The organism is Flavobacterium sp. HNIBRBA15423 (assembly GCF_052655965.1).
Window position 1 is genome coordinate 3,927,873 of the sequence record NZ_CP199751.1, and the last position, 17,187, is coordinate 3,945,059.

Here is a 17,187-nt window from a genome sequence, read left to right on the forward strand (position 1 = left end):
CATTAGACTTTAGGTTTAATGAGATTTTTAGTTTTTACAATTTATGGAATCTTTAATTGAATTTAAAATAAAGCTTTTTAAAGAACTTTCTCTTAACGAACTATATTCTGTGTTGCAACTTAGATCTGAAGTGTTTGTGGTTGAGCAAAACTGCGTTTACCAAGACATTGATGGGAAAGATGAAAAAGCATTACATGTAATTGGTTACTATAATGGTGAAATTGTTGCTTACACAAGGATTTTTGATAAAGGGTGTTATTTTGATGAAACCTCAATAGGTAGAGTAGTGGTTAGTCCAAAATACCGAGACAAAAAATGGGGTTACCAGTTAATGCAAGTTTCAATTGATGCCATTAAAGAATACTTTGAGGATACAAAAATTACTATTTCTGCCCAGCAATATCTAACCAAGTTTTATCAATCATTAGGATTTGTTCAAACTAGTGAAGTGTATTTAGAAGATGATATTCCTCATGTTCAAATGAAAAGAAGCTAATTCACTTTTGTAATTACAATTTCTACACGTCTATCTAGCAATGGAGTTTTTCCTAAAGGGCGACTGTTTCCAAATCCTTTATGAGTCATTCTTTCCTTTTTAATTTTTTTTGAACTAAGATATTTATAAACGGCAAACGCTCTATTGACAGAAAGTTCTCTTTTTTTTGTACCTCTATCTATTGCTTCTTTTTGAAAGGAAGGAGTACAACAAACATGACCTTGTATTTCAAATTCGATATTTTTAAATTTATGAAGTTGTTTTGCTAATCTATCTAGTTCTTTTCTAGCAGGATATAATAATTGACTGCTTCCTCTATCAAATAGTAATTTATCCAAATAAATTCGATCGCCAACAACAGGATTTTTAGGTATTGTACTGTAAACTCCCGGAATTTTTAATTCTTCAATTAAAATGGGTTTATAATTAACTACAACATCAACTCTTCTGTTTTTTGATCGAACTTCTGGAATATTATCTAGTAAATCATCATCAATTAAAATTCTCCCTTTTCCTTCAATTGTAATTATAATCTTGTTTTTAATTCCATTTAATAGAAGTTCATCTTTAACAGTAAGTGCTCTGTTGGTAGAAAGTTTATAATTATATTCTTCTTTTCCTCTATCATCACAATAACCAAATATTTCTATTGTTTCAATGGTTGCAGTATCTATTTTTTTTACAAATTCCACGAGTGCTTTTGTTTGACTTTCTTTTAGAGCAAACTTATCAAATTCAAAATAAATTGAATGTACTTCTTCCTCTTGTGCCTTCAAGATTGAGGAACTTAAGAGTAGAAGAAAAAGGACAAACCGTTTCATGTCATTTTTTAGAATTGATTAGTAAAGTAGGGTCTTCAGACATCTATATATCATTAAAATTATGAATTTTTCGATTTTTACTATCATTTAAAGTTACAAAATAATAAACTAACAAAAAAACGACTTTTAAATAGGTCTAAAAGTCGTTATGAGATTAATAAATTTACTGTTTTATTAAAATTAATTCTTGGCTTACAGGTAATTGTAAAGGAGGAAGTGGTGGATCACCTACTGTTCTCATTCGTGTCATAGAGTCTAAATACAGAAATATTTTAATGGCTTCCTGACCGTTGTGTGTAATTTTACGAATGAATAAATCATAAAATTGTTTGGTGTCTGGTTCCATAATACTTAACACAACTCTTTTTTCATTTGAAGCACAATCATTACAACCTAAATACTGTCCAGTTAAAATACGATTTCCGTCAATAATATATTTACCGCCATCAACATAATTGTTGTTTAAATCATTTAATGCATCAATTACAACTACACCATCTTTTATGTATTTATAAGCACCTATTAGCATATCTTCGCAATAACGGTTGTTGAATTTGGAAGAAAGTTCCATTTTTTGTAATACTATTTCAAGAGAGGTTGAGCCATTTGTGTATTTGTAATGACCTTCAAATTGATTAAATATATTGTGAGTGTCTTTATAATAATAGCCAGTTTTCCCTACATGGGTTGCATCATCAATATCTACAATATTATTACATTGTGAATAACTATAATTAGCAATTAGTATAGTAGTAATTAATTTTATTATTGTTTTCATCTTTTTGTCTATTTTAGTTGTTACAAGGTTGTGGTGTGGCAGTAGGTACTCCATCTGAGTTGTTTGTAAGATTTAGTTTGTTCCAGTTATTCAAATCCCCATTTTGTGCTTGGTACAAATCGATGCCATAATCACCAAATTTCTGTAAAAAATATTTTTCTAGGTTTTCTAATTAAAATTAAAACTACAAAATAATAAACTAATAAAAAAACGACTTTTAAATAGGTCTAAAAGTCGTTATGAGATTAATAAATTTACTGTTTTATTAAAATTAATTCTTGGCTTACAGGTAATTGTAAAGGAGGAAGTGGAGGATCACCTACTGTTCTCATTCGTGTCATAGAGTCTAAGTACAGAAATATTTTAATAGCTTCCTGACCGTTATGTGTAATTTTACGAATGAATAAATCATAAAATTGCTTGGTGTCTGGTTCCATAATACTTAAAACCACTCTTTTTTCATTTGCAGCACAATCATTACAACCTAAATACTGTCCAGTTAAAATACGATTTCCACCTAGTAAATATTCACTACCATCGACATAATTGTTATTTAAATCATTTAATGCATCAATTACAACTACACCATCTTTTATGTACTTATAAGCACCTATTAGCATGTCTTCACAATACCAATTACCAGGTTGTGTGGACATTTCCATTTTTTGTAATATGATTTCAAAAGAGGTTGAACCATTTGTGTATTTGTAATGACCTTCAAATGGACTTAAAACGTTATTTATATCTTTATAATAATAACCAGTTTCATCTACATGAGGTCTTTGATATAGGTTTACAACATTCGGGCATTGTGAATAACTATAATTAGCAATTAGTATAGTAGTAATTATTTTTATTATTGTTTTCATCTTTTTGTCTATTTTAATTGTTACAAGGTTGTGGTGTGGCAGTAGGTACTCCATCGGAATTGTTTGCAAGATTTAGTTTGTTCCAGTTATTCAAATCCCCATTTTGGGCTTGGTACAAATCGATGCCATAATCGCCAAATTTTTGTAAAAAATATTTTTCTAGGCTTGTTTTGTTTACATCATATTTTTCAGCAAGTTTTTCATGAATCTTTTTTAACCGTAGTTCATCATTGGTAATATATGCTAATTTAGGATCATTCCAGTCTGCTTCCATTTTTGCTTGTAGTTTAGCGATATCATTTACTTTTAATGCAAAAATTAGTGGTTGTGCACTATTGTTTGGGTTTTCACAAATTATCATTACTACTACATGTCTTTTATTTCCTCTATGGGCTTTTTCATAAGTATCTAGCAGTACTCTTATATCTTGCCATGAAAAAATTTTATGTCCAAAAAAAGGATGAAGATGTATGTTGCCTATATAATCACCACCTTGCCATGCTGTAGTTGTGGTAGTTTCCCCTTCTTCTACAGGGGTTGTATTATAAGAATAGCTAGCACCAGAAGCAGGATCATAAGATCTCACTCTTTCAAAGCTAAAGATCCATTCCTTGTCAACTCCTTCATTAATTTTATTTTTTAAGGTTTCTATTTTAGTTTCAAAATCGTTATCAGCATCAATTAATTGCTTCAAGGTTTCACAAGGTTCTGTAATATCGGCTTGTAAAACAGGAGTAGTGTTTACAGGACTTTGCGTATCTTCTATATCATCGTTTGGATTAGGGTCGTTTGTAGAAGAATTGTCATTATTGGCATCACCACCAGTTCCTTCATTATAACCACTACCATTATCGCCACTACTATCACTTGAGCCACCACCATCTTGATCTTCACCACAAGGACTATAAGAATAAATCACTTGTTCTGCATAAACTGTAAAACTTCCATTTTCAAAATAAGGGCAATAGGCACCTCCTAGAATATCTTCTAAATTATGATGTTCTGCTCCAGGACAAGTATTACCAGGAATTATAGTTGTAGTTAAACACATACCACCTACATCTCCTCTACTTAATAAAGAGTTAATATCAATTAATGTGCCATCTACTGGTGTAATTGTTATTTTTTCTGAAAGGTCTGGGTTATGACCTTGTTCTAATTCTTGATACTCTTGCTCGGTAATAGCATATTGAGCAATATATAAGTCATAACCAGTACTATCGTTTTGATTTAAAATTAAATTTTCAAGTAATAAGTTAGGATTTTTTCTGTTGATTTGAAAAGTGTAAGAATGACCACCTTTTTCATCTTCTATATAATAAGCAAAATCAGTATCTATATAAAAACTATTATCATTAGAAAGGAGTATTCTATTGCTTGTTAATGCATTAGATTTGTTTCCTATTTTAGTAAGTTGATTGAGGAGTTTAGCATTGTTTTTAAAATCTTTAAAATGAACTTTAGAAACTTTTAAATTTTGCTTAAATGCAGCTTTTTTTTCAATTTTTGGAGAATCTTCTTCATATTCACAATTGACAAATAATAGGGTTAAGACTCCAAGCAGTGTAAAAAGGAAAAGTTTATTTATAATTTTTCTCATATATTGAGAGGGTAAAGGTTAATATTATCTTTTTAAAATGGAAGTATATTTGACATTATCATTCAATATAGTTTTAGCTTTATTAATCTCAATGTCTTTTTGGGTATAAAATTCATAAAGACCTTCTTTATATTGATAACGAGTAATCAACTCTTCTTGCAATAATTTTTTAAACTCTTCTTTGTTTTTACTCGCTTCAGCATCCTGGCTTTTTTCTAAAGCTAATTGTAATGATTTATATTCAGCTATAATTGAACCGTCAATTTCTTCTTTTTTAGCTTTTTCTAGCAATTCTTTTAACGCTTTTCCGGTTTCGCTATCTAAACTGTATTTTTCTTGCTTTATGAAGGTTTTAAAGGTATTAAAATCAGTGTCTGAAATGGTAGGAATACCAGTTTGATTAGGGTTTTTATAGTATAGAGTAGTTGCATAATCAAAAACAGCATCATTTTTAACTAAGGCATCAGTAATAGTACTCTTTTTTGTTTCTTCAACAATTACATCAGGTAAAACTCCACCACCATCATAAACGGTTCTTCCTCCTTTAGTTTTAAAAATATTAAAATTATTTTTATCTATTTTAATTGCTTTTCTATTTTCATCTTTATGAGCATAATCTAAGGCTTGAATACATCTACCAGAAGGGGTGTAATACCTAGAAATAGTTACTTTTACTTGTGTACCATAAGATAAATTTAAAGGTCTTTGTACTAATCCTTTTCCAAAACTTCTATTTCCTACAATAACTGCACGGTCTAAATCTTGTAAAGCTCCTGATACAATTTCAGATGCAGAAGCACTACTTCCGTTAATAAGTATTGCTAATGGAATTTCTAAATCAATTGGTTGATTATTTGTTTTATAGGTATTATTATGTTTTTCAGATTTTGATTTTGTAGTAACAATTACTTCTCCTTTTGGTACAAATAAATTACAAATATTTACAGCTTCATGTAATAAACCTCCTGGATTTCCTCTTAAATCTAAGATAATTTTGGTTGCGCCTTTTGCTTTTAATTCTAGCAATGCAGATTTGGTTTCACTACTAGCTTTTTCAGTAAATTTTGAAAGTACAATATAACCTGTTTTGTCTTCTAACAAAGCATAAAAAGGAACAGCTTTAACTTCAACTTCATCAAGAATAATAACAGTATTCTGTTTTTGACCTTGACGTTCGTAGGTAATATTTATCTTAGTGTTTTTGGTTCCTCTTAATAATTGAGATGCATCTTCTTTGTATTCTTTTAAATTAATGTCTCCTATTTGTGTAATTTCATCACCAGGTTTTAAACCAGCTTTATCCGCTGGAAATCCTTTGTAAATTTCTTTTAAAAAGACACGACCTTCTTTTCTTTGCACAATAGCTCCTATTCCAGTATATTCACCTGTATTGTTAATTTTAAATTTCAATACATCTTGTTCGTTAAAGAAAACAGTGTAAGGATCTAAATCGGCCAACATGTTTTTGATGGCAATATCCATTAATTCTCCTGGATTAGTTTCATCTACATAGTTTTGGTTTATTGTCTTAAAAGCCTCAGTAAAGATTTCAATTTGTTTAGCAATTTCAAAAAAATCATTTTTAAAACTTACTGCTAAAAATAGAAATCCAACACTAAATAAGGTAATAATATATTTTTTATTTAAAAATCGCTTCATTATAATTTCTTTTTACTTCTAATTTTTCTTCGTACAAAAATGATTAACACTACGAAAATAAGGATAAAAGGCCAAATATGTAACATTCCAAGGAAGAAACTTGACAATCCATTAAAACCCGATTTTACAGCATTCCACATTTTACTTCCATAAGAAACTGTTGTTCCTGTTCCTTCAGGTTTTTCGGTATACATTTCAATGGAAATAGTACTCATTGAAACTCGGTTTTGTAAATACTTTAATTTCCCTTCTGCTGCTTCAATTTCTTCTCTTATAACTGAAAGTTGTTTTTCAACTTCTAAAATTTCGGAAACTTTATTGGCTTTTTTTAAGATTTCCAAATATCTGTTTTCTAAAGTTCGTTTTGCTTTTAAACGAGCTTCAACATCTACAAATTCTTCAGTTACATCTTGTGCTGAAATTTCTTTTCTATCAAAATGTGTTACTCCTTTGCTTATTTCATTTATAAATACATCAAAATTTGTATTTGGAATGCGAAGCGTTATATTTCTGTATATCGAACCATAATCAGTTCCTGAATTATCATTTTGAATATACGCTTTATAGGTTTTAGCAGCTTTATAAATGTTTGAAAAACTTGTTTCTAAGTTTTGCGTTTCAAAGCGTAAATGAGCAGTTTTTATTATTTTAGTATCACTCGCAATGGATTTATCTAAGGGGCTTTTTTTTGAAATTGGTTCAGATTCATCAACAACATCATAACTGAAATTAGAACTTTCCGAAATACTGTTTTCTGCTATTTTTTCTTTGCAGGAAAATAATAAAATGAATAAAAATGAATAATAGAAGATTCTTTTCATAACCATAAAAGATAAGATTTTGTAATTACTAAATATACTAATATTGATTCACAAAAACTTAGCCAGAAATTATTTTTTTAGTTCTGAAATGAATTTTTCAAACAGCAAAACTGTTTTTTCATTGATTTCTTGGTATGAAAGTCGTTCTTTAGTTTGGTAGAAAAACATAATAGCGTAGTTTTTTTCTATGTTTTCCAATAAGACATGTTTATTTAAACGATAACATTCTCTCAAAATACGCTTGAAGTAATTGCGATCGACAGCTCTTTTAAAATATTTCTTAGAAACTGAAACTCCGAATTTTAAAATTTCATTTTCAGAAGGATTCTCAACATAAACCAAACGCAATGGATATTTAGAAACTGATTTACCTTCTGAAAAAAGTAAATCGATAGTATTTTTGCTTTTTAGCTTTTCGTTTTTTGGATACTTGAAATTCATGATAGCTTAAGATGCTGTAAAGATATGTAAAATCATTTGGAGTTATTATAATTCGTTATTTTCTATAAATCATTAGTATTTAATTATCTGTTTTTTCATTTTATGTAAAATAGTTGTAAATAAAAAAGCTACTCGAAAGTAGCTTATAAATTGGATAAGGTATTGTTTTAGTCTGCTTATTTATACTTCACTAATTTTCTAGCAATTTCATTTAACATTTTTCTATTTTGATCTACAAAATACAAACCAGCTTGAATGAGTTCGTAGATATTTTTTTTAGAAGTGTCATCCATTTCTGGTGAAGCATTTCTAAGTTGGGGCATTAATCGGTAATAATTCTTTTTATTTCTTGGCCCAAGTGATTCATACATTTTAGAAAGATGATAATTCACTGTTTCAGCATTGGCAGACAATAAAATATCTATTAATGGGGAAATCCATTTTATTTTTCCAGCATTTTCAAATTTTTCAAAGGTATAGGGTTTTAAAACTTCTCCTGTTCCTACTGAGATTATGATCATATCATTAATATCTGGATAATCTATTTTTTGTGAATCGTGTAATATTTTTGAAAAAGGTATTTTTCTAGCTTCTGCATAAGCACACATAGCAGGATTATTGGCATAAACACCACCATCTATTAATGTGAATTCTTGATCGTAAAGCGATTTTATTTTTGCAGGTTCAAAATAGGTAGGTGCTGCACTTGTGGCTCTACAAACATCTCTTACATAAAAGTTTTCTAAAGGAGTATAAGCTTCATGACTACAAAAAAACTTCGATTTACGCTGATTAATATCATAAGTAGTAATTAAACAGGGTTTTATAAGTTCGTTTAATTTCAAATCACCAAATACTTCTTTTAATTGTCGTTCTAAGTTTCGTTGGGAAATTTTCTCATTAAATAATCCAAATGGATTGATGATTTCTTCCCAAAAAGAAACATTAAAGATAGAATCTCCTTTTTTGGCATACAAATCGAGAGCGGCTTCTACAGAAAACTTAGCACTTTTAGTATTATCTGGAAAAAGTAAAATAGCGGTTAATAAACCTCCTGTACTACTTCCTGCTACCAAATCGAAATAATCTCCAATTTTTGCATTAGGATTATCGATACGTTGTAATTCTTCTTGTATGTATTTTAAAACCACAGCCGTAATAATACCTCTAATTCCTCCTCCATCTAAACTTAATACTCTGATTTTTTTTGCCATTGTTTTGCTATTTTATAACAGTTGCAACTACAATATCAACTATTGTTTTTATAATACTGTTTTTAATGTTATTGATTCTAATTTTTGATATTCCTACTGTTTGTAATGCTTTCAAAGCAACAATGTCTTTCTGACTTTTTAAAAGCCATTCAAATTCTTCTTTAGTTAAAGAACCTTCAGCAAAAAGTAATATCCAACGTTTCAGTTTTTCTTCTGATTCTTTTAAGAAGGCTGTAACGTCATTTTGAATTTCTGGTTTAAATTCTTTGTATTTATTTCCAAGTAGGGTTAAAAGCGCTTCTTTTAAATCCTTTATTAATTTTTCTAAATCCATGATTGTTTTTTGTTTGTTATTGTGATATAATTGCTAATAAATTGTCTTTGGAAGTTTTATCTTTCTTTATTTCATATTGAATTAATAAATCAAATGCCTCTTCTATTTGTTTTTTTGATTCTTCTACAAAAGTGGGTGAGAGTGTTTGTTTGTTTTTCCAAAGTTTAAAAAATCCGCCAACAAGATTTTTTTCTTTATCTGTTAAAACGTTCCACATTGCAAAAGATATTTCGTTATTAGGTTTGTTTTTTTCATATTCTTTTAGTTTTTCAATGTCTAAAAGTAATTTCATAACTGTTTCTTTGTGATTTTCAAATGGTAAGGATGCATTTTCCATTAGCATAAGAGTCTCTACTTTTAATTCGGTTGTTTTTTGATATGAATATTGATCAAATACAGCAGTTTTAATAGCTTGACAACTAGTTAAGGCAATTATCGCAAATAATGCGATTTTAATTTTTAGGTTTTTCATCTTTATAAAGTTTATTTGTTTGCTTATAAAATTACATAATCATTTTTATCTTTTTTTAGTTTAGATAATTTTCTCCAATTATTGTATTCTTTTTTTTCAAAATGTGGTAAATCTTTGAAATTTTTCCAATTTCCTCCCCAATTCCAACCATATTTTGCGAATATTTTAACGCATTCGTACCAATCGGCTATCGTATCGTTATCCCAATCTTTCACAGTATCCCATGAGGCAATCTTATCATCTATTATCAAGCAAATGTCAACTGCGAAACCATAATTATGAATGGATTTACCAGCGTTACCATTAGTAACTTTTTTTCCTGGTTTTGTTCTGCCTAATGCATATAATTCATCTTGCTCTTCAAAAGTGCGTAACCCTTGTGTGATTCTTATTTTTGCTTTTCCTGTTAATGAAATATTACATTCTTCAATAATTTTATAAACCTCATCTCTTACACTTGGGTGTAATTTTTGTATTCTTTGTTTGGTATATTTGTCCACTCTTTTAAGCATTAATTAGAATACAAATATAATAGAAAATAATCTAACAAGCAAATAAAAACACAGAAAATAATCTTAAAAAATATTCAATTTTGACTTTAATGAGTGTGGACAGCCGTTTTGTTGAGTATGTAGTTAGATACGCTAAGAATATTTTCATTTTATTAAAGTATATTTTAGTTTATATTTTTAAGGTATATTCTGCAAGACAATTCAACTATATTTATGCTATTTATTGTGAGAAATGAGAAAGAGATATAAATACTGTTTTTAAGAAATTGGCAACTTTTAAAATGAAATTTTAACATTACGCTATAATTATACAACCACGTTAATTCGATGATAATCTTAGTATTTTTGGAAGAGATAGCATAGTTAATATTGGTATGAAAAAGTAGTATTTATTGATTAGAATGAAATGGTTACCAAAAGATTCTTAAAAGAGTGGTTTATGCTAAAATTAACAGTGAAAAAAGAAACACAAATAGCCATGTTTATGTAGTTTTAAATATGTAACGAGAAAGGATAGGCATTAATAAACTTCTATCTATTGGTTTTGAAATAAAATCATCACAGCCAGCGGCTATTGCTTTTTGAATATCTTCCTCAGTAGAATATGCAGTTTGAGCAATAACAGGAAGTTGAGGTCTTAATTGTTTTATTTTCTTTGTAGCTTCATATCCGTCCATTATTGGCATTTTAATATCCATTAAAACTAATTCAATTTGGTTGTTTTTCTCACAAATTTCAACCGCTTTTTTGCCATTTTCAGCTCGATGTATTACAAAATTAAACTCTGGCATTTTGGTTAGAACTGTTTTCAAAAACATAAAATTAATATCTCCATCTTCTGCTATTAGAATAATATGTTTTTCAGGTTTTTGGATAGTTTCAGGTTTTTTTTCAGATGTATTTTGAATTGCTTCTGGTACTGGTATAAATGGTAAAGTTAATGTAAATGTACTTCCTTGATTTTCTAACGTTTCTACTGATATTTTGCCTCCTAATAAATCTGCATTTTTTTTAGCTATAGAAAGACCTAACCCTAAACCTCCATAATTTTTAGAGATCTCTTTTTCTGATTGCGTAAAAATGTTGAATATGATTTCTTGATCTGCTTTTTTAATACCAATTCCAGTGTCTTTTATACAGATAATAATTTCTTTGTCAATAATGTCATATTGTATAATAACTGATCCAGTGTTTGTAAATTTAACAGCATTGTCTATAAGGTTTAATAGTATTTTAAAAAGTTTTGGCTTATCTATTAAAACTAAACCTGCATTTTTATTAAGTTTGCTTTCTACAACAAAATTTATATTTTTTTCTTTAGCTTTTTGATAATATTTTTTGTCAATACTTTCAAATAATGCATCTAAATCGATTTCTTCGGGTTTAATTGTTATTTTTTCAGTTTGAAGTTTAGCAATTTCTAAGATATTATCTATACTTACAATAAGTTCTTTACTATTACGGGCTATTATTTTAGCATATTCCTTTTGTTCTTCTAAGGTAAGATCTTCTTTTAGTAATAGTTCAGAAAATCCAATAATACTATTCATTGGAGTGCGAATTTCGTGAGAAATGTTTTGAATAAAATTGGTTTTTAATTGGTCACTTTCTTCTGCTTTTTCTTTAGCAATTTGTAATTGTCTAGTACGTTGTTTTATTTTAAAGTTTAAATAACGGTTGATAAGCAGAAAAATCATTAGTATGCAAACTATTAAAAAAGTAATCCATATCCAAAAATTAGGCTTTTCATAAAATGGAGTAACCATATTAAACAACCAATTGTCTATGATGATTTTTTTCTCTCTATTTGAAATGCTGTTAAGACTTTTTTTAATAATAGATTGTAATATTTTATTGTCTTTAACAACAGCAAAACCAGGACTATAAGAAACATCAAGTTCAGAAGAAATAATAACATTATTTAAGTTGTTTTTAGTTATTAAATATTTTATGACAGCTTTCGGACCTATGTAGGCATCATATTCACCAATATTTACTTTTTGTAAACATTCTAATTCATCTTTACCATAACCAATAGTAATGCTTGGATATTTTTTTTGAATGATTTCTACTATTGAATATTGATAAGGAAGAATAAGTTTTTTTGCACCAAATTTTTTTAGATTTTTAATTATGGAATCTTCTTTTTTTTGAACTATAGCATGCTTGGATTCAAAAAGAGGTGGGTAAAAAGTTAAAAAATCTTCTTTGTCTTTCGTTTTTTGAATTTCAAGAATTATATCTACCTTATTGTTTTTAGCGTCTTCCAATAATTGACCCCAATTGGTATAATAAACTCTTTTAAATTTATAATCTGTTTTGTTTTCAATTAATTCTAAAAATTCTATAAAAATACCATCCATATATCCTTGATCGTTTGTAAATTGATATGGAGGATAATAAGGAAAAACGGCTACTTTAATACTGTCGTTTTTCTTAAGGTAATTTTTTTCTACTGATGTTAACAGAGGTGATTTTGAACAAGAAATTGCCCAAGCTATTATAAGTAATGTTATAAATAAAGGAATAGTTTTTTTTAACATTATGTGGGCTTAATTCATAATAGTAAATATAAGGAGAATTTTAATACAAATTAGCCGCTTTTAAGACAAAAACCGGATTTTTAGATAGTATAATGAAATTTATACTTAATAAAAATTTATTTTTTAACATTTTTAATATTAAAAACATATTAAATTTTTACCTTAAAAAGGAAGTAATATATAGATATTAAATACTATTTTCTAATTGATAACTGAGTTTTAAGAAATCTTTTTTTTCAAATTTATCTATTCTCTTGTTTTAAAAGATCTGTTTTCTTTTTTATGACTTTTATGACAATTATAGCAATAAAAAGGATTATTAAACTGTAAAATAAAAAAGGATTAAAATCAGTTTCATTTTTAGTTAAAACACCTAAATAATCAAAAAAGAAGAAAACAAGAAATAAAAGGAAAAGTCCATTAATCTCTTTTCTAACTACTTTTTTCCAACTAAAAGTGAGATTAGGTTTAACGAAGTTTTTAAAATTAGGAACAAACGCTGGAATTTTTTCAGCCCAATTTAAGTAGGTTTCTCCAAATTTACCTCTTAAAAATTGTTCTTCTGAAAACATAATTCTTTCGTAATAGACCCAATACAGAAGTGTAAAAGATGCCACAAACCAAAAGTTTCCAGATAACATAGCTGGACCAAGCCACATGAAAAAGTTCCCTACATACAAAGGATGTCTTACTAATGAATACATACCAGTAGTATTTAAACTATCTGCTACTTTCTTTTTTACCGTTCTTCCTGAGGTGTTTTTTGGAACATAACCAATAACGCAAATTCTAATAAACAAACCTAAAAGACTAAAAACTAAACATAGCATTTCATAATAAATCTCATAAGGCGTTTTCTTTAGAAAAAAAGTTTCAGGGTATAATTCGGTTTGTAAAAAAAGCAGTGTACCAATTATTAAAATAATAATAGGCAAAACACCTCTGTATCTAAATAACCAAACACCTTGTTGTTCTAATTCTTCTTGTAAAGCCATGAGATATTTAATGAAGGCCAAATATATAAAAAAAATATTTTGAAATTTTATTTTGAAACAGATCTAAATGCACTATTTTTCGCAAGTATTTTCATTCTATAAAATCACAAAATTATGCCAAAAATTATTCCACAAGCGCAAACTATAGATGAGGTTATTTTAATCTTAAATAAAATTATTGATGAAGCCATAATTTCGAAATCAACAATGGGTTATTTTGCCGTTTTATATTGTAAAGTAACTGAAAAAGTAAAAGAAGGTATTGCAGATGGAATATTTCAAAATGGACCACGAATGGAACAACTGGATGTGATTTTTGCTAATCGATATATCAAAGCGTATTATGAATATAAATATGAATTGCAACCCTCATCGTGTTGGGAAGTTGCTTTTAGATATGCAGACGATTTTTGGATGGTAGTGTTACAACATTTACTATTAGGAATGAATGCCCATATTAATTTAGATTTAAGTATTGCAGCTGCACAAGTTGCTCCAGGTAATGAAATAGATGACTTAGAAGCCGATTTTAATATGATTAATCATGTCCTATCAGCTTTAGTAGGTAATGTTGAAACGGCTTTATCTGATGTATGGCCATTTTTAAAATGGATTTTGAAGAAAACCCAAAAGGTTGATACTTTTCTTATTGATTTTAGCATGCAAGAAGCCAGAAACGGAGCATGGAAGTATGCGGTAGAATTGGCTCCATTAGATAATGTTCAGTTTACACAAAGTATATTAATCAGAGACCAAAAAATAACAAAAATTGCCGATTTAATTACCAATCCTGGTTATATTCCTTCTTTAATCTTCAAAATTCTTCGTCTATTTGAAAGAGGAAGTGTGGTGAGAAAAATTGAGAAATTGAGGAGTGTGATTTAGGCTGTTATAGGAATGTACTATCAGGTTAGTGTCATTTGCTTTTTAGATGTTTTTTTAAACTCATCAGTTGTTCTAGAACTTCTTTGATGTTTTTTTTGTGCCTCTGAAAATCTCTTCTCCTTTGTGTACAAAAACATAAATTTCATTTTCTGCTTTTGCAATTTGTAAACCAACTTTGTTGAGGTCATTTACCCATTTTGTCTTTACTAGTTTTAAAACAGTTTCAATGAACGTAAAGAAATCATCTAATAACAGTAAAAAATGAAACGCCTTAATTTCTTAAGACGTTTTATACTTATTATTTTTTATTTTCTTGAAGAAATTTTTTAAACTCTTGAAGAAAATCAATGAATTCTGAATATGTCCATTCAAAATCTTCTTCTTCTTGTTTTCTTTCTCTAAGATTAAAAAAAGCTACACTTTCTTTATCTATCATTATTCCTAAATGACCTCCCTCTACTTCATATTGAATATAATCATCATTTTGTAGTGCTTCACTTTTATTGATTAATTCTTGCACTTTTTGTGAAGTCCATTCGTGAGAGTTTATTTCAAAAAGTGCTTTTTCTTTTTCGTTTATAGATTCATATTGTAATCCATAAATCCCTTCCTGTCCAAAAACTTTGGAGGTAAATTGATATTTCATGATTATTATTTTAATTAAAGGATATGCATTTGTTAAATTACCAAATTGATCAACTTCTATCTGAATATTAAAATACTTTCTATTTTCAGTAAAATACTTATTATTGTCATATTTTAATTGTATGCCAGCATTAATCATCTCGTCATAAACCAATGCAATCTCCTCTTTTATTCTATTTATATCCCAATTTTTTGGAAAAAACTTGATGTGTTTTGTTTTGAAACATTCCTGTTACTATAAATTACTTCTACATTTGCTTTAAAGGGAACATTATTTGGTATATCTTCAATTCGAGAAACAACAGGTTTTCTTATCTCTTTAATATTAATTTTTGTTCCATTTACTGTATGATTATGAGCTCCTTGAGACCATAGCGTTGGAGTTGCGTCTCTTTTACTCCATTTACCAACTACAATTTCTCCATCGAAATGATGATGAAACTTCTTTTCAAATTTACTTGCCCATTTTACAAATGCTGTTTTTCTTATTTTTGTTACTTCTGCAACCTCATTCAAATACTTTTCTAAACCTATTTCATCTTCTTTTTTAAAGTATTCTTCCAAAGCTTCTTTGGCTTCTTTTTTTGTGCCTCTGAAAATCTCTTCTCCTTTGTGTACAAAAACATAAATTTCATTTTCTGCTTTTGCAATTTGTAAACCTACTTTGTTAAGGTCGTTTACCCATTTTGTCTTTACTAGTTTTAAAACAGTTTCAACAAAAGATTGAATAGGTATTATTTCCAATCTTATTGTGCCATTAACTGTCCTTAAAATAATAAAAGATTTTACTTGAGCAAAAACACTTTCAATGAACGTAAAGAAATCATCTAATAAAGGTTTTAGGTTTTTAGATTTTTCTCTTATTAAAGCAAATATAGCAATAGCAGTATCTATCAAAGAACGTCATAATTATAAAAGTATTAAAAAACCCCAATTTTTAGGTTGGGGTTTCAATGATTAGCTGTTTGTAGTATAAATTACCTGTAAACTGTACTATTCTATTTCTACATAAAAACCAGATTTACTGTTTCTTTTTACAATACCATTTTCGCGCATTTCATGAATAATATCTCCATTGAAATCAAAATAATAATCTTCTTCTGGATATATTTCATTGGTTATTTTATGAACTGTATCTAATAAAGATTTCCGGAAAGCGATTTGATCAGCTTCTTTGTCTATTACTCGAAATGAAATAGATGATGAATCACCAAACTCATATTCCAACTCTTTACCTTCAAAATTGCTATTAAAATAACCATCTGTTGATGAATATAATTCCGAAATTATAAAATATTTATTGTTATTTTTTTCTATTAATTCCTTAAATTCTTTTTTTTCTTCTAGTTCTCTTTTAAATTGTAATTTATATGTTAATGCCATAATTGTATTATTTTAATGTTATATAATCTATTTTCCCATCTTTTGAAATGTACATTACTTCTTTTAAACCTTCAATGGCCCAGTCCATAAACTGCTGTTGCAATTTTGAAACATCTCCCTCCCAATTTTTAAGGTTAATTACAACTCTTTTGGTTTGATCTTTTAAAACTTTATCTTGAACTTCTGACCAAACTCCTCTTACAGGTTTGTTTTTATTAAATGGCGCATAACAATCGAATACTTTTCCTTCTATGAGGTAGTCTGGTTCTTTTGAAGTGCCTTTAATTATTGGGTTTTGTTCAATATCAAAACCATTTTTAGCTAAAATATCAGCAGTTTCGTTTTCTAATTCTAGTGATGTTTTTGTTTCAATATCAGCTTTTTTAGAAATTCTAGTTACAGTCCCTTTTGGTTTAGCAAGATTATTCGGTGCTTTACTTGGTTTAGTTCTTTTTTTAAAAAATTCTGCAACCTCATCCAAATACTTTTCTAAACCTATTTCATCTCCTTTTTTAAAGTATTCTTCAAGAGCTTCTTTGGCTTCTTTTTTTGTGCCTCTGAAAATTTCTTCTCCTTTGTGTACAAAAACATAAATTTCATTTTCTGCTTTTGCAATTTGTAAACCAACTTTGTTAAGGTCGTTTACCCATTTTGTCTTTACTAGTTTTAAAACCGTTTCAACAAAAGATTGAATAGGGATTATTTCCAATCTTATTGTG

General features: G+C 28.2%; 19 protein-coding genes. 2 read left to right on the forward strand and 17 right to left on the reverse strand.

What is annotated here, in order from left to right; translation table 11 throughout:
• Window positions 1-43 precede the first annotated feature (43 nt).
• A complete protein-coding gene (locus ACULEV_RS17450; protein WP_445456326.1) occupies window positions 44-496 on the forward strand; it encodes a GNAT family N-acetyltransferase in 453 nt (150 codons plus the stop codon).
• On the opposite strand, the gene ACULEV_RS17455 is transcribed toward ACULEV_RS17450, so the two are convergent.
• The 13 genes from ACULEV_RS17455 to ACULEV_RS17515 all read right to left on the reverse strand — a co-directional run bounded on the left by ACULEV_RS17455 (window position 493) and on the right by ACULEV_RS17515 (window position 13,555).
• Window positions 493-1,317 carry an OmpA family protein gene (locus tag ACULEV_RS17455; protein WP_445456327.1) on the reverse strand — a complete coding sequence of 275 codons (825 nt, stop codon included), beginning with the start codon at window positions 1,315-1,317 and terminating at the stop codon, window positions 493-495. The two genes, ACULEV_RS17450 and ACULEV_RS17455, sit on opposite strands and share 4 nt — an antisense overlap.
• 163 nt (window positions 1,318-1,480) lie before the next feature.
• Window positions 1,481-2,095 (reverse strand): DUF6705 family protein, encoded by a 615-nt coding sequence (locus tag ACULEV_RS17460; protein ID WP_445456328.1) that lies wholly within the window; start codon window positions 2,093-2,095, stop codon window positions 1,481-1,483.
• 254 nt (window positions 2,096-2,349) lie between these two features.
• Window positions 2,350-2,964 (reverse strand): DUF6705 family protein, encoded by a 615-nt coding sequence (locus tag ACULEV_RS17465; protein ID WP_445456329.1) that lies wholly within the window; start codon window positions 2,962-2,964, stop codon window positions 2,350-2,352.
• A gap of 13 nt (window positions 2,965-2,977) precedes the next feature.
• Window positions 2,978-4,564, reverse strand: a complete 1,587-nt coding sequence (locus ACULEV_RS17470; protein ID WP_445456330.1) for a hypothetical protein — start codon at window positions 4,562-4,564, stop codon at window positions 2,978-2,980.
• 24 nt (window positions 4,565-4,588) lie between these two features.
• Window positions 4,589-6,223 carry a S41 family peptidase gene (locus tag ACULEV_RS17475; protein WP_445456331.1) on the reverse strand — a complete coding sequence of 545 codons (1,635 nt, stop codon included), beginning with the start codon at window positions 6,221-6,223 and terminating at the stop codon, window positions 4,589-4,591.
• Entirely contained in the window at window positions 6,223-7,044 is an 822-nt protein-coding gene (locus ACULEV_RS17480) for a DUF4349 domain-containing protein (protein ID WP_445456332.1), read from the reverse strand. The genes ACULEV_RS17475 and ACULEV_RS17480 overlap by 1 nt, the downstream gene beginning before the upstream one ends.
• A gap of 69 nt (window positions 7,045-7,113) precedes the next feature.
• Window positions 7,114-7,485: a ribonuclease P protein component gene (gene rnpA / locus ACULEV_RS17485; protein WP_445456333.1), complete on the reverse strand. Its 372-nt coding sequence runs from the start codon at window positions 7,483-7,485 to the stop codon at window positions 7,114-7,116.
• Between the two features lie 176 nt (window positions 7,486-7,661).
• Entirely contained in the window at window positions 7,662-8,699 is a 1,038-nt protein-coding gene (locus ACULEV_RS17490; protein ID WP_445456334.1) for a patatin-like phospholipase family protein, read from the reverse strand.
• Window positions 8,700-8,706: 7 nt separating this feature from the next.
• Window positions 8,707-9,033: a hypothetical protein gene (locus ACULEV_RS17495; protein WP_445456335.1), complete on the reverse strand. Its 327-nt coding sequence runs from the start codon at window positions 9,031-9,033 to the stop codon at window positions 8,707-8,709.
• A 16-nt stretch (window positions 9,034-9,049) separates the two neighbouring features.
• A complete protein-coding gene (locus tag ACULEV_RS17500; protein WP_445456336.1) occupies window positions 9,050-9,505 on the reverse strand; it encodes a hypothetical protein in 456 nt (151 codons plus the stop codon).
• A gap of 23 nt (window positions 9,506-9,528) precedes the next feature.
• On the reverse strand, window positions 9,529-10,005 hold the full coding sequence (locus tag ACULEV_RS17505) for a M15 family metallopeptidase (RefSeq protein WP_445456337.1): 477 nt from the start codon (window positions 10,003-10,005) through the stop codon (window positions 9,529-9,531).
• A gap of 494 nt (window positions 10,006-10,499) precedes the next feature.
• On the reverse strand, window positions 10,500-12,560 hold the full coding sequence (locus ACULEV_RS17510; RefSeq protein WP_445456338.1) for a hybrid sensor histidine kinase/response regulator: 2,061 nt from the start codon (window positions 12,558-12,560) through the stop codon (window positions 10,500-10,502).
• Window positions 12,561-12,802: 242 nt separating this feature from the next.
• Complete coding sequence (locus ACULEV_RS17515) at window positions 12,803-13,555, reverse strand: methyltransferase family protein (protein WP_445456339.1); 753 nt, start codon at window positions 13,553-13,555, stop codon at window positions 12,803-12,805.
• A 114-nt stretch (window positions 13,556-13,669) separates the two neighbouring features.
• On the opposite strand from ACULEV_RS17515, the gene ACULEV_RS17520 reads away from it, so the two are divergent.
• Complete coding sequence (locus ACULEV_RS17520) at window positions 13,670-14,440, forward strand: DUF5995 family protein (RefSeq protein ID WP_445456340.1); 771 nt, start codon at window positions 13,670-13,672, stop codon at window positions 14,438-14,440.
• Between the two features lie 298 nt (window positions 14,441-14,738).
• On the opposite strand, the gene ACULEV_RS17525 is transcribed toward ACULEV_RS17520, so the two are convergent.
• From ACULEV_RS17525 to ACULEV_RS17540, 4 genes are all read right to left on the reverse strand, one after another.
• Window positions 14,739-15,239 carry a hypothetical protein gene (locus ACULEV_RS17525; RefSeq protein ID WP_445456341.1) on the reverse strand — a complete coding sequence of 167 codons (501 nt, stop codon included), beginning with the start codon at window positions 15,237-15,239 and terminating at the stop codon, window positions 14,739-14,741.
• Between the two features lie 23 nt (window positions 15,240-15,262).
• Window positions 15,263-15,982 (reverse strand): hypothetical protein, encoded by a 720-nt coding sequence (locus tag ACULEV_RS17530; RefSeq protein WP_445456342.1) that lies wholly within the window; start codon window positions 15,980-15,982, stop codon window positions 15,263-15,265.
• A 96-nt stretch (window positions 15,983-16,078) separates the two neighbouring features.
• Window positions 16,079-16,468, reverse strand: coding sequence for a hypothetical protein (locus tag ACULEV_RS17535; RefSeq protein ID WP_445456343.1), 390 nt, complete (start codon window positions 16,466-16,468; stop codon window positions 16,079-16,081).
• A gap of 7 nt (window positions 16,469-16,475) precedes the next feature.
• Entirely contained in the window at window positions 16,476-17,177 is a 702-nt protein-coding gene (locus ACULEV_RS17540; RefSeq protein ID WP_445456344.1) for a CdiA C-terminal domain-containing protein, read from the reverse strand.
• Window positions 17,178-17,187 lie beyond the last annotated feature (10 nt).